Source organism: Amycolatopsis sp. NPDC005003 (assembly GCF_053600695.1).
Window position 1 is genome coordinate 97,977 of the sequence record NZ_JBSGAI010000035.1, and the last position, 19,306, is coordinate 117,282.

Consider the following 19,306-nt stretch of genomic DNA (forward strand, 5'->3'; position numbering starts at 1 on the left):
CTCCCGGCGTCGAGCCCGGGCGCGGTCGCGCGGCTCGGGACCGCGCTGGCCGCCGCGGACTTCACCCCGCGAGCCGACGCGCTGGCCTTGTTCGAACGCACCCAGAGCCAGAGCTGGCAGCTGTACTCGATCACCGAGGTGCTGCTGTCCCTGACCCCGATCTTCGCCGTGGTCGTGCTCGGCGCGTTGCTGCAACGCCTCGACGCGCTCGCGGTCGCGTCCGTCGCGGCGCCCGCGCTGCTCGCCTTCGCGGGCTGGGACTGGGCGCGCTGGGGGTTCCTGCTGGTCACCAACTTCGCCGTGGTGTTGTGGCTGACCCCGCCGCGGAACCTTCGCCCGCTCCCGCTGCTCGCCGCCGCGGCGCTGCTCGCCCACCTGCCGCTGCCGTACTTCGACGGGCAGCACCCGCGTGAGCTGACCGCCGCTCAGGTGTTCTCGGCACCCCTGGGCCACCGCACGGTGAACACCGCACCGCCGTCGTTGTGCACCGCGAGCGATCCGCCGTGCGCCAGCACGTTCTCCCGGGCGATCGCCAGCCCGAGCCCGCTGCCCTCGGTCGCCTGACGCGCGTGGTCGCCGCGGGCGAACCGGTCGAACAGGATCGGCAGCAGGTCTTCCGGCACCCCGGGACCGGCGTCGGCGACGCGCACGACGACGTCTTCGCCGGTGCCGTCGAGGGTGACCGTGACCGGCGCGGCGCCGTGCCGGACGGTGTTGCTCAGCAGGTTCGCCACCACGGTGTGCACCCGCCGTGGGTCGGCGACGACCGTGACGTCGCCGCTCGCGGTCACCGCGGCCGCGACGCCGGTGACCGCGGCGGCGTCCGCGACCAGATCGGCGAGGTCGACGGGTGCCACCCGCAGGTCGGCCTTCCCGGCGTCGAAGCGGGCGATCTCGAGGAGGTCTTCGACGAGCTTCGCCAGCCGCCGCGCCTGGGTGCCGAGGATCTCGGCGGCGCGGGTGCGGGTGGCGGGCTCGGCGTGGTCGAGGCTGTCGACGGTGGCGATCATCGAGGCGAGCGGCGTCCGCAGGTCGTGGGCGACGTCGGCGACGAACCGCCGCTGCTGGCGGTCTTTCGCGTGCAGCTCCTCGATGGACTCGCCGAGTCGGGCGGCCATCGCGTTGAAGGAAGCGGCCAGTGCGGCGACTTCGTCCCGGCCCTTGATCGGGACGCGGGTGTCGAGCGCGCCCGCGCCGAGTTCGTCGGCGGCCGCGGACAACGCCTTGATCGGACGGCGGATCCGGCGCCCGATCAGGAGCGCGACGCCGACGCCGAGCACGCTCACCCCGAGCGCGATGCGGACCAGCTTCCAGCGCAGCTCGGTCAGGTCGTCGTCGAACCGGCTGAAGTCGACGAACTGGACGAGGTGGTAGCCCGGCAGCGACAGGTTCGCGCTGACCACGAGCACCTTCCGGCCGGTCTGCGGCACTCTCGCGTAGGCGCTTCCGAACTGCTCCGGCAGCGTCTGGAGGAACAGCTCGTCCCGTACCGTCCGCAGCACCGTGAGCTTGTCCGGCACCGGGATGAGCGAGACGTACCCGGTGGCGGCCCGAACGACTTCGACCGTCCCGCCGGGGCGCCCGGCCACGAGGGCCCAGTCCGGGATGGGGCCGAGGCGGGCGGTGACGTCGTCGAGCCACCCTGCGGTGCCCACCTTCGAATACTCCTCGAGGATCCGGCGGTCGGCTGCCACGTTGCGCACGGCCGACCAGGCGAAGCGGCCCTGTGCCTCGTCCGCCTGCACCTGGTAGGCCGAATACGCCATGACCGCCGTCGCCGTGGTGGTCACGCCGACGATCGCCGCGGCGATCCGGGTCCGCAGGCTGATCGCCGGGAGCCTCACTTGGTCACCAGGCGATAGCCCAAGCCGCGGACCGTGCGCAGCAGCACCGGATTCGCCGGGTCGTCCTCGACCTTCGCCCGAAGCCGCGCGACCGCCGCGTCGACGATCCGCGAGTCGCCGACGTAGCCGTAGTCCCAGACGCGCTTGAGCAGCACCTGGCGGCTCAGCACCTGGTTCGGGTGCTCGGCGAACTCGACGAGCAGGCGGATCTCCGTGGCGGTCAGCGCGAGTTCCTCGCCGCCGCGGGTGACGCTCATCGCGGGGGCGTCGATCTCCAGTTCGCCCACGCGCAGCAGGCCGGCTTCCGGCACGGCCGGCTGCGCGCGGCGGCCGATCGCCTTGATCCGCGCGTCGAGCACGCGCGGCTCCGCCGGCTTGACCACGTAGTCGTCGGCGCCGCACTCGAGCCCGGCGACGACGTCGATCGGGTCGCCGCGCGCGGTCAGCAGCACGATCGGCAGCCGGCTGCGGGCGCGGATGCGGCGGCACACCTCGAAGCCGTCGATGCCGGGCAGCATCACGTCGAGGAGGACGAACTCGGCGTCGCCCAGCGAGGTCAGCGCGTGCTCGCCGGTGGGAGCGTGCACGACGTCGTGGCCCAGCGCGCGCAACGCCAGCGAAAGCGCCTCGGCCAGGGCCTCGTCGTCCTCGACGAGCAGCAGACGCGGCACTGGTCCTCCCCGGGATGATCTCCGGGGCGATGCTAATGCAGCGCACGGCGGCCCGGCGGTTTCCGTGCGGAACCGTCGAACCGCCGTGCGGTTTCGTCACATCAGGCCGCCGCCACCTCGAACTCCGACGCCTGTCCCGCGGGCCAGCCGGTGTTGCCGGTGAACGTCAGCCGCACGAACCGCTGGGACGTCGTCGCGAAGGACACCGACGCCGTGTTCCCGGAAGCTGGGTCGAACTGGTACCCGCGCGAACCCACCAGCGTCGTGTACGAGCCGCCGTCGGTGCTGCCGGAGATCGTCACCGTCTGGGTGCGCGCGCCCCACGCCGAGGACGGCGGCAGTTTCAGCGTCACCTTGTTGATCGACGCCGCCGTGCCCAGGTCGACCGTCAGCGTCTGCGGGAACGCGTTGTTCGCACTCTCCCAGTACGAGTTGGCGTCCCCGTCGTTCGCGTTCGACGGCGGGAAGCCGCCCTGTGACCCGGACGCGGTGATCGCCTTCCCCCGCGCCAGGTTGGTGCCGGGCTGCGGCGGCTGCGGCGGGCCCGAGTTCGGCGCGGGCCAGGTCGAGCAGTCGCCCCAGGTGCCGGTCCAGCCGCTGTTGCCCGACCCGCTGAAGGTCATCTTCGGGATCGACGCCGGGTAGGGGCAGTTGTACGTCCCGGTCACGCCGACGCCGGACGCGGTCAGGTTGCTGATCGACACCGAACCCTGTGTCTGCGACTGCGCCACGAACGTGCCGGCGCCCTGCACCGAGACGCCGTCGATGGTGATGCCCTGGATCGGCTTGCCCGCGCCGTTGCCGTCGATGAACTGGATGGCCTCGTACGGGCTCTGGATCGCGGTGAACCCGGTGACGCGGACGGTCACGCCGGTGATGGCCTGGTCACGCGCGTCGAACCACAGCGCGCCGACGCCGAACTGCCAGTTCGGGTCGAGCGCGCCGGCCCGCAGCGCGGTGTTGTTCGACAGCGTGACCGTGCCGGACAGCGGCACCGAGTTGAACCGGTTCGCGACCAGGTAGCCGCCGCCGAGGGCGTTGGTGTCCTGGACGAGGTTGCCGCTCACCGTGTTGTTCGAGCCGCCGTACAGCGCGATGCCGTTGGCCAGGTTCGGCTGCACGACCGTGTTGCCGACCAGCGAGTTGCCGGAGTCGGCCTGGCCGTTGGACCACAGCGCGAGGCCGTCGTCGCCGTTGTTGCGCAGGTAGTTGTTGCGCAGTGTCGAGTTCGTGACGGCGCCGTCGAAGTTGATGCCGTCGGCTTGGGTGTCGAGGATGCGGTTGTTCTCGATGGTGACGTTCGAGGACGCGCCGTTCATCAGCCACAGCCCGCACTTCGTGTCCTGGATCCACAGCCCGGACACGACCGAGCCGTTCCCGAGGACGCCGTGGAACGCGTTGTCCGGGCTGCCGTCGTTCCGCTCGGTGACGTCGCCGAACACGGCGAAGTCGTAGAGCTTGATGTTCCCGGACGCGCTGCCGTTGTTGAAGATGTTGTTGCCGTGCAGCACCGTGTACCACTGGCCCGCGCCGCGGACGGTCGTCTGGTCGATCTGCAGCGCCGATCCGATTTCGAACCGCCCGGACGGAACCCACACCTCACGCCCCTGCGAACGGGCCGCCGAGAGCGCGTTGCGGAACGCCTGCGAGTCGTCCGACGAGTCGTTGGCCGTGGCGCCGTAGACGGTCACCGACAGCGCGGCCGACGGTTTCGTGCCCGCGCCGCCGACCTGCTCGAAGTCGGCCAGGTCGATGGTCGCCTGACCGACGTCGCCGGAATCCGCCTGTACGCGCACCTTCGCGCCCGCGGCCAGGTTCTGGCCCAGCAGCAGCCGGGCGTCGTCGAAGAAGTGGTGCGTCTTCGCGCCGGGGATCCAAGAAGTGTCCACATAGGAATACCGGGAGGTCACCGGCAGGGCCAGCCTGGTCCCGTTGACGGACACCGTGAGGCGGCCGGACGAGCCGTCGGGGAGGTTGTAGTGGACGTTGATCGAGTTGGCCGCGGCGGGCAGCGTGAACTCGACGTATTGGCCGGTCGTGATGCGCACGGCCTGCCGCCCGGAGGCTTCCGAGGCGATCGACGCCTGCGTGTAGTCGGGGCCGACGGCCGAGCCGTTGGTGGCCGAGCACTCGGCCTCGACCGTCCGGAACGGCACGCTCGCGCCGCCGGAGGCCGTCGCCGGGCAGGACGCCGCCGCCGCGGGGGTGCCGCCGGACAGCACGGCCAAGCCGGACGCCGCGAGCGCGGCGGCGAGCAACGCCGGAATGCGGGACATCGTCATCACCTCTCAGGAGGAATAGGCTTCGAGTTCGGACAGCTGCCCGGCGGGCCAGCCGGTGTTGGCGGTGAAAGTCAGCCGCAGGGTGCGCACCGAAGCTGCCGGGAAGGTCACCGTTGCCGTGTTCCCGGACCCCGGACTGAAGGTGTAAGTCGCCGCGGCCTTGCTGCCGTCCACCGAGATCGTCTGGGTCCGCGCGCCCCACGACGGCGGCAGCTTCAGGACGAGCCGCGAGACGGTCACCGTGCTGCCGAAGTCGACGGTGAACGATTGCGGGAACGCGTTGTTCGTGCTCTCCCAATAGGAGTTCGCGTCACCGTCGACGGCGTTGGCCGCCGGGTAGCCACCCTGCGAGCCGGACGCGCTGACGCTCTTGTGCAGCGCCAGGTTCCCGCCCGGCTGGGTCGGCGTGGTGGTCGGCGGAGTCGTCGTGCCGCCGTTGTCGGAGCCGTACACCGGTGTCGGCCACGAGCCGCAGTAGGTCGTCGTCCAGCCGGAGTTGCCGCCCTGGTCGGCGAGCCCGGCCATGGCGTCCGGGCCCATGCAGTTGTAGACGCCCGCGCGGCCGACCCCGGTCGCGACGACGTTCTTCACCGATCCCGACGGCTTGGCCTGCACCTGCCAGGCGAACGTGCCGGCGCCGGTGATCCGGACGCCGTCGAAGTGCACGTCCGTGGTGGCGCCGTCGATGAACTGGATCGCCTCGTAGTTGTTGTCCACCAGGTCGTTGTCCGTGACGTCGACCCGGCCGGTGATGGCCGAGTCGCGGCCGTCGAACCACAGCGCGCCGACGCCGAACTGCCAGTTCGAGTCGAGCACGCCGGTGCGGATCGCGGTGTTGCGCGCGACCGTCGTGGTGCCCGACAGCGGCACCGCGCTGAACCGGTTCGCGATGTGCAGGCCGCCGCCCTGGTCCTGGTTGTCGGCCACCACGTTGTCGGACACGGTGTTGTCGTGCCCGCCGTAGACCGCGATGTTGTTGGCGAGGATCGGCAGCAGCACGGTGTTGAACGAGAACGTGTTGTGGTGGTCGGCGTCGTGCTCGGACCACATGGCCAGGCCGTCGTCGCCGGTGTTGCGCAGGAAGTTGTTCGTCACCAGCGTGTTGCTGATGCCCTGGTGCAGGTTCAGCCCGTCGGCGGTCTGGTCGAGGATCCGGTTGCCGGACACGGTGAGCCCGTCGAACGGCCCGTCGAGCCACAGCCCGACCTTCGTGTGCTGCAGCCACAGGTTCTGCACCACCGAGCCGCCGCCCAGCGCGCCGCCGACGGCGTTGGACTGGTCGCAGTCGACGCGCGCGTCGACCTGGCCGATGATCGCGAAGTCATACAGCTTCACGGCGCTGCTGACCCCGGGCACGGCGGGATTGCCCGGATACGTCGGAGTTCCGCAGCTCGCCGGTTCGCCCTTGCCGAAGATCCCGGCGCGCGGCCCGGTCAGCACCGAGTACCACGGCCCGGCGCCGCGGATCGTCACCTGGTCGACCGTGACGTGGTGGCCGAGGGTGAAGGTGCCCGAAGGGATCCAGACCTCCTTGCCCTGGCCGCGGGCGGCCGCGACCGCCGCGTCGAACGCCGAAGCGTCGTCGCTCGTGTCACCGGCGGTGGCGCCGTAGTCGGTGACGGACACCGAGTTCGCGGGCCGCGCGGCGGCCGGGCCGACCTGCTCGAAGTCGGCGAGGTCGACGGTGACCGGCGTGACGTCGCCCGCGTCGGCCTGCAGCCGGATCTTGGTGCCCGCCGGGTACGACGTGCCGAGCAGCGCGCGGGCCTCGTCGTAGAAGTGGTGGGCGTGCCCGTCACCCGGGTTGTTGGTGAAGGGGTACGAGCCGTAGTACCAGGCCCACTTCGACGTCACCGCGATGTCGCGGTTGTGGGCACCGCCGACGTACAGCGAGATCGTGCCGTCGGCGGAATCCGGGACGCTGTACCGGAAGTCGATCGAGTTCGCCGGTGCGGTGAGGGTGAATTCGACGTACTGGCCCGGGCCGGAGAGCGTCACCGCCTTCCGGCCGGAGGCTTCACCGGCGAGGGTGCCCGCGGCCCGGTTCGGGCCGATGACCGAACCGTTCGTCACGGCGGTTTCCGCTTCCTGCTCGAGAAACGGCACGGTCGCGCCGCGGCCGGCGGCGAGCGCGTCGGCCGGGACCGCGGCGATGGTGACGCCGGCGGCGGCGATCACCGCGGCGGCGAGGGCACCGAACCTGAACTTGGGCGCGCTGAAGACAGAGCTGGGAGACATGGGCGGCACTGGCCTTTCCGCAGCTGGTGGGGACCTCTGTGATCGGGATCATACGAATCCCGGACAAGAAATCGCAATAGTCGAACGAACTTACGCAAGTTTGCGACAGAAATTGACGACTGGGCCGCATGCCCGACGTCCGCTTACGCCTCGCGGAGCAACACCCTCGCCGGTGGCCCGCGCTGATAGTTTTCAGTCATGAGCCAGCGACGTGCGGACGGGAGCGCCGGGGACGCGGACTACGGCGCGATCGGCGGGGTCTACACCGACTACCGCAAGCCGGATCCCCGGATCGGCCAGTACATCCTCGACGCGCTGGGGGATGCGCGGACCGTGCTCAACGTCGGCGCGGGCGCCGGCGCGTACGAACCCGAAGACCGTGAAGTGACCGCCGTCGAGCCGTCGGCGTCGATGCGCGCGCAACGCCCGGCGGGCCTGCCGCCGGCGATCGACGCCGTCGCCGAGAAGCTGCCGTTCGGGGACCGGGCGTTCGAGGGCGCGATGAGCACGTTCAGCGTGCACCAGTGGAACGACCTGTGGACCGGCCTCAAGGAGATTCGCCGCGTCACCCGCGGCCCGATCGCCATCCTGACCTGCGACCCGGACCTGCTGCGCCGCTTCTGGCTGCTCGACTACGCACCCGAAGTGATCGAGACCGAGGCCCGGCGCTACCCGTCGGTCGACGACATCGCCGACGGCCTCGGCGGGCACACGTCGGTCATCGGGGTGCCGATCCCGATCGACTGCACCGACGGCTTCAACGAGGCCTACTACGCCCGCCCGGAACGCCTGCTGGACCCGGGCGCGCGCCTGTCGTGCTCGGCGTGGAGCTTCGTCGACGACCGCGTGCACCACCGGTTCGCGGCGGAACTCCAGCACGACCTCGACGACGGCACCTGGGAACGCCGTTACGGCAAGCTGCGCGAGCAGCCGACCTTCGAGGGCTCGCTGGTGCTCGTCGTCTCGGACCCCACGGCGTGACCCCGCCGCGGTTCGACCCCGAGCTGGCGCCGGTCATCGAGGCGATCCGCGCGCTTCGCCCGTCGTTGTCGCGCCTGGACGAAATCCCGGGACGCCGGGAGCTCAACGCCGCGGACAACTGGACGCTCGAAGAGCTGGCCGCCGCATACCCGGCGTACCGGGTATCCGAGAAGCACGCGGGCGAGGTCCCCTTGCTCGTCCTGCGCCCGGCCGAGAGCGTGGGCGTCCTGTACTACATCCATGGCGGCGGCCTGATCGCGAGCAGCCACCTCGGCCAGGACGTCCGGAACGCGCTGGCCTGGTCGGGCGAACCGAACCTGACCGTCGTCTCGCCGGGCTACCGGCTCGCGCCCGAGCACCCGTACCCGGCGGCGCTCGAGGACTGCCACGCCGGTCTGCTGTGGACGGCCGAGAACTGCGCCGGTCCGCTCGTGCTCGGCGGCATCAGCGCGGGCGGCGGGCTGGCCGCGGCGCTGGCGCTGCTGGTCCGCGACCGCGGCGGGCCGGCCCTGGCCGGCCAGCTGCTCGCCTGCCCGATGCTCGACGACCGCAACGACACACCGTCGGCGATCGACCTCGACGGCCACGGCCTGTGGGACCGGACGGCCAACCTCATCGGCTGGACGGCGTACCTCGGCGACCGCCGGGGCACCGCCGACGTCCCGGCCTACGCGGCCCCGGCCCGCGCCGAGGACCTTTCCGGCCTGCCACCGACGTTCCTGGACGTCGGCGCGGTCGAGACGTTCCGCGACGAGGTCGTCACCTACGCGCGCCGGATCTGGGAGGCGGGCGGGGACGCCGAGCTGCACGTGTGGCCGGGCGGTTTCCACGGCTTCGATTCGCTGGCGCCGGAGGCGAAGATCAGCCGGGCGGCCCGCGCCGCCCGGCGGACCTGGTTGCGCCGCCTACTCGGCCAGTAGCTCCTGCAGTTCCCGCACCGCGACGGCGAGTTCGCCGGCGAAGCGGTACATCTCCGCCGACACGTGCTTAGGCGTGCTGAGGTAGATGTTCCACCGGTCCGGCAGCAGCACGTACGCGACGCCGATGCACTGCGGGCTGGTCGAGCCGAAGCCGAAGTACTGGATGTTGACCGACGGTGCCGAGCTCGTGCTCAGGTAGTCGTCGCGGGACTTCACCCAGCCCGGCGAGGTGTACAGCGGCAGGTCCGTGGGCTCGCCACGGCGTTTCGCGATCAGCTGCAGTTCCCACAGGTGCTGCTCCGGCGCGTCCCCGGCCTGGCACTCCTTGGCCCGGGCGACGTGTTTCGCCGCCGCCGCGCGGAAGGCCGCTCGCTTCTCCTCGGGAGAGGCGTCGGAGGTCATGGCGTCGGCGAAGCGCACGACCTCGGGCGTCACCACTCGCATGGCCTCGGTCCGGCCGTTCTGGAACTGCCGGGTGGCGATCGATTCGTAGGTCGCGCCGGTCAGGCCCTTCGCGCGGCGGTGGGCCAGCTGGTAGGCCATCTGCGCGAAGGCGTCCGGGGACATCCCGAGCTCCTTCGCCCGGTTGGCGCCGAAGTCGAACGACACGGTCTGCGTCGCTGTCGCGTCCGCGTAGGCCTTGAAGGCTTCCCATGCGGCGCGCGCGTCTTCGCGTAGGGCGTCGGTCAGCGTGAACTCGACGACTTCGTAGCCGGGGACCGCGTCAGCCGCTTCGCGCTCCTCGCGCGCACCGCTCAGGAGGGCGTCGGTGAAGCCGAGGATCGTCGTGCCGTCGAGTTCGCAGTGCTCGACGTTGATCCCCGCGGTGCCGTCCTCGAACACGATCAGCGACACGGCCTTGTCGTACCACCGGTTGTCGCCGTACAGCAGCCGGTCGCCCGCCTCCAGGGCGTCCGACGGCGTGAAGTCGTCCAGGCACAGGCAGAACAACGCCGTCTCGATGGTCTCGAGGGCTTCCGCGTTGCCCGCTTCGAGGAGCGCAGCCCGCGAAGCCGCCCATTCCGCGCGTGCCTTCGTCGTGAAGGCGCCGGCCGGGACGTCGGTGACGTGGTCGTCCTTGAGGATCGCGCGCAGCCCGTCGGCCAGCTGCGCCGGCGAGTGAGGGCGGCCGTCTTCGGCGAGGACGTCCATCCGGAACGGCGTGCCCTTGGAGAACACGACGATGTGCCGCTCGGGCGACGGGTACCGCGTGCGCGCGGTGTCGAGCACCTCGCCCGGGATCCGCGTGGCCGAGAACAGGAACTTGTGCTGCACCATCGATTGCGGCGTGCCGCGCAGGAGGACCGGCGGCACGTGTTCGGCGTCGAGCTTCAGCTTGTAGTCCACGGCGGACGCGGTCAGCTCGGCCGCGCGCTCCACCTGGCCGAGCGGGGAGTCCTGGAACAGGAAGAAGAAGTTGGCGTTGAGCGCGATCCGGTCGCGGCGGCCGAGGTAGCGGTACGGCCAGAACGTGTCGAGCCAGCTGCGCACGCCCGGCGAGCGGTCGTACTCCTCCAGCCGGGCCTGCAGCTCCGGCCCGGGACTCGCCAGGAACTCGCGAACCGCCGCTTCGGTCTCCGCCAGCTCCTCCGGCGTCAGCAGCGGGGCGCACCACTCGAGGAACCGGCGGCCGCTGTCCTCCAGCGTGGGAAGCGGGACACGGGGGAGCCGGTCCTCGTTGCCGAAGGTGCGGGTGGACCATTCCGGACTGCTCACGGTCATCCTTCCGGGTCTTGGAGTTCGAGTTCGGGCAAGCCTGCAGGACGGGAAACATACAGCTGCGCGTAGAGCCACCCGTCGGACTCCAGGCCCTTCGGGTCGACGCCGGCCGCGCTCAGGGTGTCCAGGATCTGCGCCTGCTCCTCGGCCGAGGCGAACTGCCGCTGCCGGAAGACCCCGCCGACGCGCGCGGTCTCGTACCCCAGCCCGGCGAGGCTCTCGGCGATCGGCTCGTAGGAGAACATCCGCAGCACGAAGTGCGCCATCCACGGCCGCGCGCCCCGCGCGACCCGGGAAAGCGTCTTCTCGGTGACGTACCCGACGCAGCCGGTCGAGACGACGAGGTCGACGTCGTCCAGGAGCTTCTGCTGGACGACGTCCGGGTCGTCGCGTTCGAGGTCGGCGTGGATCGCTTCGTCGAGGTAGCCGGCGGAAAGCGCGTACTCGAGCGCCGGGGCGGAGCTGTCGAGGCCGTAGAACCGCGGGTTGCCGGTGCGGAGGCGCTTCCGGTCCGCTTCGATCAGCGCCGCGTGGTCCAGCGCGCGCACGGCCGGGTCGGTGTAATGGGCGTAGAGGTCGTCCATCGTCGTTTCGCAGCGCTGCAGGGCCGCGTTGACGCCGTAGGAACAGCCGACGTCGAGCACGGTCGGCCGCTCGGCGGGGTGCGCTTCGATCAGCTTCGCGAAGTACGGCTTCGCCAGCTGGGGAATGCCGTAGCCGACCCGCCTGAGCGTGCCGAAGAACGGCCGCGGGTCGGGCGCGGTGTAGATGTGGTCGAACGAGATCTTGCCGGTCGAGTCGAAGGGCACGGGCCAGGCTCCTCTAGTCGAGCAGTGCGTCGCCGCGGGCGGTCCGCTCCGCGAGGTGGGCCGGCAGGACGCGGCCGAACAGCTGCCGGGTCCGCTCCGCGCTGCCGATGACGCCCGGGCGCTCGCTGTAGGCGAAGATCGCCGAGTGCCGCGCGACCGTCCCCGTCACGGTGCTGACCCGGTGCAGGGCGAACCGTCCTTTGAACAGCTGGAGATCACCGGGCCGCAGCTCCAGGCGGCGGACCAGCCGGGTGTCGCCGGCCAGCACCGACCGCACGGCGCCGAAGTTCTCGTCCGCGGCGGACCGGATGCCCGGGCAGAATTCGAACGTCCCGCCGTCCTCGGCGGCCTGCGTCAGCATGCTGACGGTATGGGTGTTCGTGTCGAAGTGCCACGGGTGCGCGCGGCCGGGCGCGATCACGTTGAGCGTCAGCCCGGACAGCGGGTCGGCGAGTTCGTGCAGCTCCGGCAGCCCGAAGCAGTCGGCGACGAACCGCTGGAACAGCGGGCTGGTGTAGAGCCGGCTGATGAGCGACGACGCCGGGATGCGGTCGCGCGCGACGAAGGCGTTGCCGCGTTCCATGATCGTCCGGCCGGGGTGGTCTTCGGGCAGCGGCTCGCCGATCGCGGTGTTGTAGGCGTTGACCTGCTCGATCTTCGTGTACGCGTGCGCTTCGAGTGCGGCGCACTCCGCGCGCAGCACCTCGCGCAGCTCGGGGCGGATGAAGTCGGTGAGGACACTGCAGCCGGCGTCCGCCAGCTCCGCGCGGGTGCGGCCGACGACCTCCCGCCAGGCCGGGCTGTCCGGTTCGGTGAGCGGGTAGCGGTCGGTGCCGACCATTTCCAGTGGCGCTACGGAGGTGCTCATCGTCGAGGTCCCTTCCGGCGGGTGAAGAAACAGAGGTAGCACAGAAGCCCGCTGGTCAACCGTCGGTTTGTGAGCGGTGACACACGGTCGTCAATTGCCGATTCTGCTGGCCCACGCACTGAGCTTGACGGTGTCGGTGGTGCCGAGATCGGTCTCCAGGGGCTGCTTCTGCTCGGGTTCCCCGGGGATCGGCACCACCGAGATCGCCGCGCCGGTGTGCTTGTCGCCGCTGGTGACGGTCGCCGACCATGCGAGCACCGACAGCGCCTTCTCGCCCGGCTGGAGCGTGAGGTCCTGCGGGCCCGGATCCGAGGCGAAGTAGGACGTCTCGTGCAGGACCTTGACGTCGAGCGGGGTCCCGTCGCCCGCCAGGACCTTCAGGTCCGGGTAGCCGGTGACCTTGCGCGGCACGGTGTCCCGGTTGGTCAGCGTCAGGACGCTGGCGCGGTGCCCGAGACCGGCTTCGACCTGACCGACCGAAAGGGACAGGCCGGTGGGCGGCGGCGGCCCGTACGTCGGTCTCGGTGGCGGAGTGGGTGTCGGAGCCGGTGGCGGCGGAGTGCCACAACCCGCGAGAAGAGCTACGACGAGAAGTGGTGTGAAGCGAGAAACCCCCATGCGGCGAAAGGGTAGCGGGCGCCCTGGAAGGCGCCCGCCTCACCTCACGGCGTCAGCAGCGGCAGGAGCGGCTTGCGCACCTGCGTCGCGACGCCGTCCGACGCCTCCGCCGCGGCCAGCCGCTCGGCGCTCGGCCGGCCGTAACCGGTCGTGCGCTGGACCAGCGGGCGGCCCAGCGGCTCGACCATCGCGCGCATGTCGCTGATCGTCTTGTACGACCCGTGCGACGCGCCGGCCATCCGGCTGATCGTCTCCTCCATCAGCGTCCCGCCGATGTCGTTGACCCCGCCCTGCAGCACCGCGCGGCTGCCCTCTTCGCCGAGCTTCACCCAGGAGCTCTGGATGTTGTCGATCATGCCGTGCAGCAGCAGCCGGGACAGGGCGTGCACCGCGCGGTTCTCGCGCAGCGTCGTGCCCGGGCGGGCCAGACCGGCCAGGTAGATCGGCGCGCTCTGGTGGATGAACGGCAGCAGCACGAACTCGCTGAACCCGCGCCGGCCGTGCTTCTCCAGTCCTTCGCGCTGCAGCCGCGCGAGCAGCTTGAGGTGCGCGACCCAGTGCGCGGGCGTGTCGACGTGGCCGTACATCATCGTGGACGTCGTCGGCAGGCCGACCTCGTGCGCGGTCGTCACCACCTTGATCCACTCCGACGTCGGCAGCTTGCCCTTGGTGAGCACCCAGCGGACGTCGTCATCGAGGATCTCCGCCGCCGTGCCCGGCAGCGAGTCGACACCGGCTTCCTTGGCCTTGATCAGCCAGTCCTTCAGCGAGAGGTTCGTCCGCGAAGCGCCGTTCACGACCTCCATCGGGCTGTAGGAGTGCAGGTGGATCTCCGGCTGACGGCGCTTGACCTCGGCCGCGAGGTCGAAGTACGCGGTGCCCGGCAGGTCCGGGTGGATGCCGCCCTGCATGCAGATCTCGGTCGCGCCCGCGGCCCACGCCTCGTCGACGCGGTCGCCGACCTGCTCCAGCGAGAGCGTGTACGCGTCGGCGTCGGTGCGACGCTGCGCGAAGGCGCAGAAGCGGCAACCCGTGTAGCAGACGTTGGTGAAGTTGATGTTCCGCGTGACGACGAAGGTGACGTCGTCGCCGACCGTCTCGCGCCGCAGGTCGTCGGCGATCCGGGTGAACGCGTCGAGTTCCTTGCCGTCGGCGTGCAGGAGGGCCAGCGCAGCGTCGTCGGAAAGCCCGGCGGGGTCTTTTTCCGCGCTGCGCAACGCTTCCAGGATGTCCGTGTCGAACCTGGCCGGCCCGGTCTTGATCCGGTCGCCGATCTCCTTCCAGTCCCCGTACACGGAGTCGAAGTCGCTGCGGCGGTCTTCGGTGCGGCCGCTGGTGTCGATCTCGGTGTGCAGGTCGGTGCGGCCGGACTCCTGCCAGCCGCCGTCCGGCTCCTGCCACGGGATGCCGACCGGCATCGCGCCTTCGCGGGCCAGCCCGGTGTCGTAGTCGACGAGCGCGGCGACGTGCCGGGTGATCCGCGGGTCCAGCCACGGCTCGCCGGCCTTGACGTACTCCGGGTAGATCGTCAGCCGCTCCTTGAGCTCGAAGCCGGCCTTCTCGGTGCGGCGGGCGAGCTCGTCGATCTGCGGCCACGCGCGTTCCGGGTTGACGTGGTCCGGGGTCAGCGGCGAGACGCCGCCCCAGTCGTCGATGCCGGCGCGGATCATCAGGTCGTACTGGTTGCCGATCAGGTTCGGCGGTGCCTGGATCCGCATCTTCGGGCCGAGCACCAGCCGCGCCACGGCGATGTTCGCGGCCAGCTCTTCGAGGTCGGCGTCCGGCGTCGCGCGCATCTTCGTGTCCGGCTTGGCCCGGAAGTTCTGCACGATGACTTCCTGGATGCCGCCGTAGGTCTTGGCGACCTTGCGGATCTCGAACAGCGCGTCCGCACGCTCTTCGAACGTCTCGCCGATGCCGATCAGGACACCGGTGGTGAACGGGACGCTGCTGCGCCCGGCGTCTTCGAGCACGCGCAGCCGGACCGCCGGATCCTTGTCCGGCGAGCCGTAGTGCGGGCCGCCCTTCTCGCTCCACAGCCGGGTCGCGGTGGTCTCCAGCATCATGCCCATCGACGGCGCGACCGGCTTGAGCCGCTGGAAATCCTGCCAGGTCAGCACGCCCGGGTTGAGGTGCGGCAGCAGGCCGGTCTCCTCGAGCACGCGGATCGCCATCGCCCGGACGTAGGAGAGCGTGTCGTCGTAGCCGTGCGCGTCCAGCCACTCGCGGGCGGCCTTCCACCGGTCCTCGGGCCGGTCGCCGAGCGTGAAGAGGGCTTCCTTGCAGCCCATCTCGGCACCCTTGCGGGCGATGTCGAGGACCTCGTCGGGGGACAGGAACGGCGATTCGAGCCGGCCCGGCACGGTGACGAAGGTGCAGTAACCGCAACGGTCGCGGCACAGCCGGGTCAGCGGGATGAACACCTTGCGGCTGTAGGTGATGATGCCGGCGCGGCCGGCTTCGGCGAGGCCGGCGTCGCGGATGCGCGAGGCGTACTCGGACAGCTTGGTGAGGTCGTCACCGCGGGCGTGCAGCAGGACGCTCGCTTCGGTGACGTCCAGTGTCTTCCCGTCACGCGCCCGGGCGAGCGCGCGGCGCATCGCGGAGGCGGTCGGGGTGGTGGCGTCGGGTTCGGGTCCCATTCCGCCCACGCTAGGACCGCCGTCGCGCGACCAGCCAGTGTGTGTTCCGCACCCGGCTCACCCGTTCGGTTCGCGTGATCGTCGTCGCAGGTCAGCGGGTTCACGTGGTTGTCGATCAGCTTCCCGCCGTGTATTACCTAAAGGGTGGCATCGGTGGTCGGCAAGAAGATCGGCGGACGGACGTACTACTACCTGGCGGAGTCCGCCCGGGTGGACGGCAAGCCGCGGGTGGTGACCCAGCGTTACCTCGGCACGGCCGACGAGATCGCCCGCGCCGTCCCGGGCGGCGAGCCCGCTTCGGCGTCGCACCGGACGTACGGCGATGTCGCGGCGGTGTGGGCGACGCTCTGCCGGCTGGACTTCGTCCGGCGCGTCGACGACGTCGTGCGCGCGAAGCCGCCGCTGGGGCTGGTCCTCGCCGCCGCGGTGCTGCACCGCGCGACCGCGCCCGAGACGCCGATCGAGTCGTGGTGGGCGGCGAGCCCGGCCGCCGACCTGGTCCGGCTGTCCACAGTGGATGGTCTGTGGCGGGCGCTGGAACGCCTGACCCCGGAGCGGATCGCGGGCATCGAGGAGACCGTTTCCGCCGCCGTCCTCGAGACGCTCGACGACCACGAGGCCCTCGCCGTCGACGTCCCGCAGTTCGCCGTGTTCGCCCCCGCGGACTGCACGCTGCCCTCGGCCTGCCGGGAGGTGCTCGCCGGCGTGGGCCTGCGCGTCACCCGCGACGGCGCCATTCCGCTGGCTTCGCGGCTGTACCGCCGCGACAACGCCCCGACATTCGCCGCGCTGACCGGCGAGCTGGGCCCGGCCACGCTGGTCTTCCACGCGGGCCAGGCGGCGCAGCTCGACCTGGGCTCACGCAGCGGGTTCGTCGGGTCGCTGCCGCTGACCGATCACCCGGAGCTGCTGACCCAGCCCGCGTCCGCACGCAAGCGCGTCGACCCGGAGCGGTTCGCCGGGCTCACGGCGTTCGACACGCACGCGGTCGTCGACGGCGTCCGGCGGCGGGTGATCCTGACGCATTCGGCGACCCTGCACGCGGCGCAGTCGCGCGCGTTCGCCGACGAGCTGGCCACCGCGACCCGCGAGCTCGACGGCCTGGCGGAGGCGCTGGCGGCGGGCACCCACCGCGGCGACCGGGCCCAGGTCCACGCCGAAATCGGCCGGGTGACCCGCGGCCGCCGCATCGAGCGCGTGCTCACCGCCGTCCTGAGCGGCACGCGGCCAGGGGAGATCCGGCTCGAACGGCGCATCGATGCCGCTGCTTTGGCCCGCCTCGACGAGGAGTTCTTCGGCAAGCAGGTGCTGGTCACCGACCGGGACTGGCCGGTCGGCGACGTCGTCACCGCCTACCGGGCCCGCACCCACCTCGAATCGACGTTCCGCTGGCTGACCGGGCCCGCCGTCACCGGCCCGACCCCGCGCTGGGAGTGGACGCGGCAGCGGATCGCGGCGCACGGCCTGGTCTCGGTCCTGGCCGCGACGGTGACCCACCTGATGCGGCGCGAGGCGGACCGGGCGGGGATGAACCTGTCGGTCCGGGAACTGCTCGACCAGCTGGCGGGCATCGGCGAGCTGGTCCTGACCTACCCGTCGACCGGCGGGCGGCCGCGGACGAAGCGCCTGCTGACCGGGCTGGACCCGGCGCAGCAGGCGTTGTTCTCCCTGTTTCAGGATTCCCGGTAGATCTGCAGCGCCGAGAAGCTCTGGACCACCGGCATCAGCTCGATGACGTTGATGTTCACGTGCCTCGGCCGGTTCGCGGCCCAGAGGACGGACTCGGCGACGTCGTCGGCGGTCAGCGGCGTGGTGCCCTCGTAGACCTTGTCGGCCTTGGCCTGGTCGCCGTCGAAGCGGACCTTCGAGAAGTCCGTGCCGCCGACCATGCCGGGCTCGATGTTGGTCACGCGCACGCCGGTGCCGTGCAGGTCGCTGCGCAGGTTGAGGCTGAACTGGTGGACGAACGCCTTGGTCGCGCCGTAGACGTTGCCGCCGGGGTAGGGGTAGGTGCCGGCGATCGAGCCGATGTTGATCACGTGGCCACGGCCGCGCTCGACCATGCCCGGGAGCAGCGCGCGGGTGACGTGCGCGAGGCCGCGGACGTTGGTCGCGATCATCTCGTCCCAGTCGTCGAGGTCCGCCTTGTGCGCGGGCTCGAGCCCCTTGGCCAGGCCGGCGTTGTTGACCAGGACGTCGATTTCCTTCCAGTTCTGCGGGAGGCCGTCGATCGTGCTCTTGACGGCTTCGGGGTCGCTGACGTCGAGGGTGACCGGGAGGACGGCGTCGCCGAGCTCGCCGGCCAGCTTCTCGAGCTTGTCGGCACTGCGGGCGACGGCGATCACGCGGGCGCCCTCGGCGGCGAACCGGCGCGCGATGGCGTCACCGAAGCCGGCGCTCGCGCCGGTCACGAACACGGTCTGCTGGGTCATGGAGTCGCTCCGCTGTCGGTCAGGAAGGTGCTGAGTGCCTCGTCGAACTCGGTCTCGCGCTCCAGGTTAGGCAGGTGGCCCGCGCCTTCGATCACCACCAGGGTGGAAGTTCCGATTTCCCGGTGGATGAGCTCGGCGTCGCCGACCGGGGTGAACTCGTCTTCACTGCCCACGACGACCAGAGCGGGGACCTCGATGCTCTTCAGGCCGGGGGCGTAGTCGGGGCGCTCGGCGCGTCCCCTGAGCGCGGCCGCGGCGCCTTCGGCGGGGGCGTTGCGCATCATCGTCCGGACGTGCTTTTCGACGTCCGGCCTGGTCGCGCGGGTCTGCTTCGAGATCATCTTGGGGAGGAGCTCCTCGGCGTAGCGCTCCATGCCCTCTTCTGTGATGCGGTCCGCGGTGTCGTAGCGGGCCTGCTTGGCCTCCGGGGTGTCCAGGCCCGCGAAGGTGTCGGCGAGGAGGAGGGCCTGGACGCGGCCGGGGTGGTCCTGCACCAGCTGCATGACGATCTGGCCGCCCATGGAGAGGCCGCCGAGGACGAAGCTCGCCAGCTCCAGGCGGTCGGCCAGCGCGATCAGGTCGTTCGCGAAGACGTCGAGGCCGGTCCTGGTGTCCTGGGTGGGGGATGCGCCGTAGCCGCGGAGGTCGGGGGTGACGACCCGGTAGCCGCGTGCGCTGAGTCGCTCGGCCTGGGGTTGCCACATCGAGCGGTCGAAGGGGTGGCCGTGGACCAGGAGGATCGGGCGCCCGCTCTCCGGGCCGAGGTCGTCGTGGGCGAGGTTCATGCGGCCGACGCTAGGCGGAGCTCTGCATCGGAGCAATACGGCGCAATGTAGTCGGAGCAATGTTCTTTCGGTGGCGCTCCGGGGCCCACGGGTGCAGACTGGGCCGCAGGCGAGCTTCGTCATGGGGTCTGACCTGCGCTGATCTTGTTAAGGGACCCCCCTGTTTCGGGCCCTTTCGGGGCATGTAAAGTTCTCCAAGTCGCCAGGGAAACCGAGCGACAGGGACACGAACCAAGCTCTCGCAGAAGCGATTGAGTGGGTGGCCCACCAAAACTGCTAGAAATAACTCGCTTCGAGTAAGGCCGCTTGACGGCGGTGCGACTCGGGGTGTGTTGCTTGAGAACTCAACAGTGTGCTAGTGAACTAAGCTAGTAGAGCTTATGTATTGAACCTCGTATGAGGTTCCTTTGAGAGCAAGAAAATTGCCTCGATTAAACTGTTCATTGTTGGAGAGTTTGATCCTGGCTCAGGACGAACGCTGGCGGCGTGCTTAACAC

The 19,306-nt window shown here is 70.7% G+C and carries 14 protein-coding genes; 3 read left to right on the top strand and 11 right to left on the bottom strand.

The genetic code is table 11. The annotated features are described in order from the left end of the window. Positions 1-425 precede the first annotated feature (425 nt). The 4 genes from ACWED2_RS33610 to ACWED2_RS33625 all read right to left on the bottom strand — a co-directional run bounded on the left by ACWED2_RS33610 (position 426) and on the right by ACWED2_RS33625 (position 7,035). Positions 426-1,844 carry a sensor histidine kinase gene (locus ACWED2_RS33610; RefSeq protein WP_449694533.1) on the bottom strand — a complete coding sequence of 473 codons (1,419 nt, stop codon included), beginning with the start codon at positions 1,842-1,844 and terminating at the stop codon, positions 426-428. Continuing rightward, positions 1,841-2,515 carry a winged helix-turn-helix domain-containing protein gene (locus ACWED2_RS33615; protein ID WP_449694534.1) on the bottom strand — a complete coding sequence of 225 codons (675 nt, stop codon included), beginning with the start codon at positions 2,513-2,515 and terminating at the stop codon, positions 1,841-1,843. The genes ACWED2_RS33610 and ACWED2_RS33615 overlap by 4 nt, the downstream gene beginning before the upstream one ends. 101 nt (positions 2,516-2,616) lie before the next feature. After that, a complete protein-coding gene (locus ACWED2_RS33620) occupies positions 2,617-4,797 on the bottom strand; it encodes a discoidin domain-containing protein (RefSeq protein ID WP_449694535.1) in 2,181 nt (726 codons plus the stop codon). Positions 4,798-4,803: 6 nt separating this feature from the next. Then, entirely contained in the window at positions 4,804-7,035 is a 2,232-nt protein-coding gene (locus ACWED2_RS33625; protein ID WP_449694536.1) for a discoidin domain-containing protein, read from the bottom strand. Between the two features lie 198 nt (positions 7,036-7,233). Here ACWED2_RS33625 and ACWED2_RS33630 point away from each other — a divergent pair, with 198 nt between their 5' ends. Together ACWED2_RS33630 and ACWED2_RS33635 are read left to right on the top strand one after the other, a co-directional pair. Continuing rightward, positions 7,234-8,016 carry a class I SAM-dependent methyltransferase gene (locus tag ACWED2_RS33630; RefSeq protein WP_449694537.1) on the top strand — a complete coding sequence of 261 codons (783 nt, stop codon included), beginning with the start codon at positions 7,234-7,236 and terminating at the stop codon, positions 8,014-8,016. Then, positions 8,013-8,936 carry an alpha/beta hydrolase fold domain-containing protein gene (locus tag ACWED2_RS33635; RefSeq protein ID WP_449694538.1) on the top strand — a complete coding sequence of 308 codons (924 nt, stop codon included), beginning with the start codon at positions 8,013-8,015 and terminating at the stop codon, positions 8,934-8,936. The genes ACWED2_RS33630 and ACWED2_RS33635 overlap by 4 nt, the downstream gene beginning before the upstream one ends. Here ACWED2_RS33635 and ACWED2_RS33640 read toward each other — a convergent pair. The 5 genes from ACWED2_RS33640 to ACWED2_RS33660 all read right to left on the bottom strand — a co-directional run bounded on the left by ACWED2_RS33640 (position 8,922) and on the right by ACWED2_RS33660 (position 15,592). Continuing rightward, positions 8,922-10,658 (bottom strand): choline/carnitine O-acyltransferase, encoded by a 1,737-nt coding sequence (locus ACWED2_RS33640; protein WP_449694539.1) that lies wholly within the window; start codon positions 10,656-10,658, stop codon positions 8,922-8,924. The two genes, ACWED2_RS33635 and ACWED2_RS33640, sit on opposite strands and share 15 nt — an antisense overlap. Continuing rightward, positions 10,655-11,464, bottom strand: coding sequence for a class I SAM-dependent methyltransferase (locus ACWED2_RS33645; protein WP_449694540.1), 810 nt, complete (start codon positions 11,462-11,464; stop codon positions 10,655-10,657). Before ACWED2_RS33645 ends, ACWED2_RS33640 begins: the two co-directional genes overlap by 4 nt. A 13-nt stretch (positions 11,465-11,477) precedes the next feature. Next, positions 11,478-12,332, bottom strand: coding sequence for a HalD/BesD family halogenase (locus ACWED2_RS33650; protein ID WP_449694541.1), 855 nt, complete (start codon positions 12,330-12,332; stop codon positions 11,478-11,480). A gap of 90 nt (positions 12,333-12,422) precedes the next feature. After that, the gene (locus tag ACWED2_RS33655) at positions 12,423-12,950 is read right to left on the bottom strand and encodes a DUF4232 domain-containing protein (RefSeq protein ID WP_449694542.1); all 528 of its coding nucleotides are present in this window, start codon (positions 12,948-12,950) and stop codon (positions 12,423-12,425) included. 44 nt (positions 12,951-12,994) lie between these two features. Continuing rightward, positions 12,995-15,592, bottom strand: a complete 2,598-nt coding sequence (locus tag ACWED2_RS33660; RefSeq protein ID WP_449694543.1) for a bifunctional FO biosynthesis protein CofGH — start codon at positions 15,590-15,592, stop codon at positions 12,995-12,997. Between the two features lie 153 nt (positions 15,593-15,745). On the opposite strand from ACWED2_RS33660, the gene ACWED2_RS33665 reads away from it, so the two are divergent. Then, positions 15,746-17,281, top strand: coding sequence for an IS1634 family transposase (locus ACWED2_RS33665; RefSeq protein ID WP_449694548.1), 1,536 nt, complete (start codon positions 15,746-15,748; stop codon positions 17,279-17,281). On the opposite strand, the gene ACWED2_RS33670 is transcribed toward ACWED2_RS33665, so the two are convergent. Together ACWED2_RS33670 and ACWED2_RS33675 are read right to left on the bottom strand one after the other, a co-directional pair. Then, positions 17,266-18,024 (bottom strand): SDR family oxidoreductase, encoded by a 759-nt coding sequence (locus tag ACWED2_RS33670; protein WP_449694544.1) that lies wholly within the window; start codon positions 18,022-18,024, stop codon positions 17,266-17,268. The two genes, ACWED2_RS33665 and ACWED2_RS33670, sit on opposite strands and share 16 nt — an antisense overlap. After that, positions 18,021-18,809: an alpha/beta fold hydrolase gene (locus ACWED2_RS33675; RefSeq protein WP_449694545.1), complete on the bottom strand. Its 789-nt coding sequence runs from the start codon at positions 18,807-18,809 to the stop codon at positions 18,021-18,023. The genes ACWED2_RS33670 and ACWED2_RS33675 overlap by 4 nt, the downstream gene beginning before the upstream one ends. Between the last annotated feature and the right edge of the window lie 497 nt (positions 18,810-19,306).

What these genes read in the sequence shown, in the direction of transcription:
- ACWED2_RS33625 (WP_449694536.1), bottom strand. Translation starts at nt 7,035, where the DNA reads ATGTCTCCCAGCTCTGTCTTCAGCGCGCCCAAGTTCAGGTTCGGTGCC.
- ACWED2_RS33640 (WP_449694539.1), bottom strand. Translation starts at nt 10,658, where the DNA reads ATGACCGTGAGCAGTCCGGAATGGTCCACCCGCACCTTCGGCAACGAG.
- ACWED2_RS33670 (WP_449694544.1), bottom strand. Translation starts at nt 18,024, where the DNA reads ATGACCCAGCAGACCGTGTTCGTGACCGGCGCGAGCGCCGGCTTCGGT.
- ACWED2_RS33675 (WP_449694545.1), bottom strand. Translation starts at nt 18,809, where the DNA reads ATGAACCTCGCCCACGACGACCTCGGCCCGGAGAGCGGGCGCCCGATC.
- ACWED2_RS33650 (WP_449694541.1), bottom strand. Translation starts at nt 12,332, where the DNA reads ATGAGCACCTCCGTAGCGCCACTGGAAATGGTCGGCACCGACCGCTAC.
- ACWED2_RS33660 (WP_449694543.1), bottom strand. Translation starts at nt 15,592, where the DNA reads ATGGGACCCGAACCCGACGCCACCACCCCGACCGCCTCCGCGATGCGC.
- ACWED2_RS33620 (WP_449694535.1), bottom strand. Translation starts at nt 4,797, where the DNA reads ATGACGATGTCCCGCATTCCGGCGTTGCTCGCCGCCGCGCTCGCGGCG.
- ACWED2_RS33630 (WP_449694537.1), top strand. Translation starts at nt 7,234, where the DNA reads ATGAGCCAGCGACGTGCGGACGGGAGCGCCGGGGACGCGGACTACGGC.
- ACWED2_RS33655 (WP_449694542.1), bottom strand. Translation starts at nt 12,950, where the DNA reads ATGGGGGTTTCTCGCTTCACACCACTTCTCGTCGTAGCTCTTCTCGCG.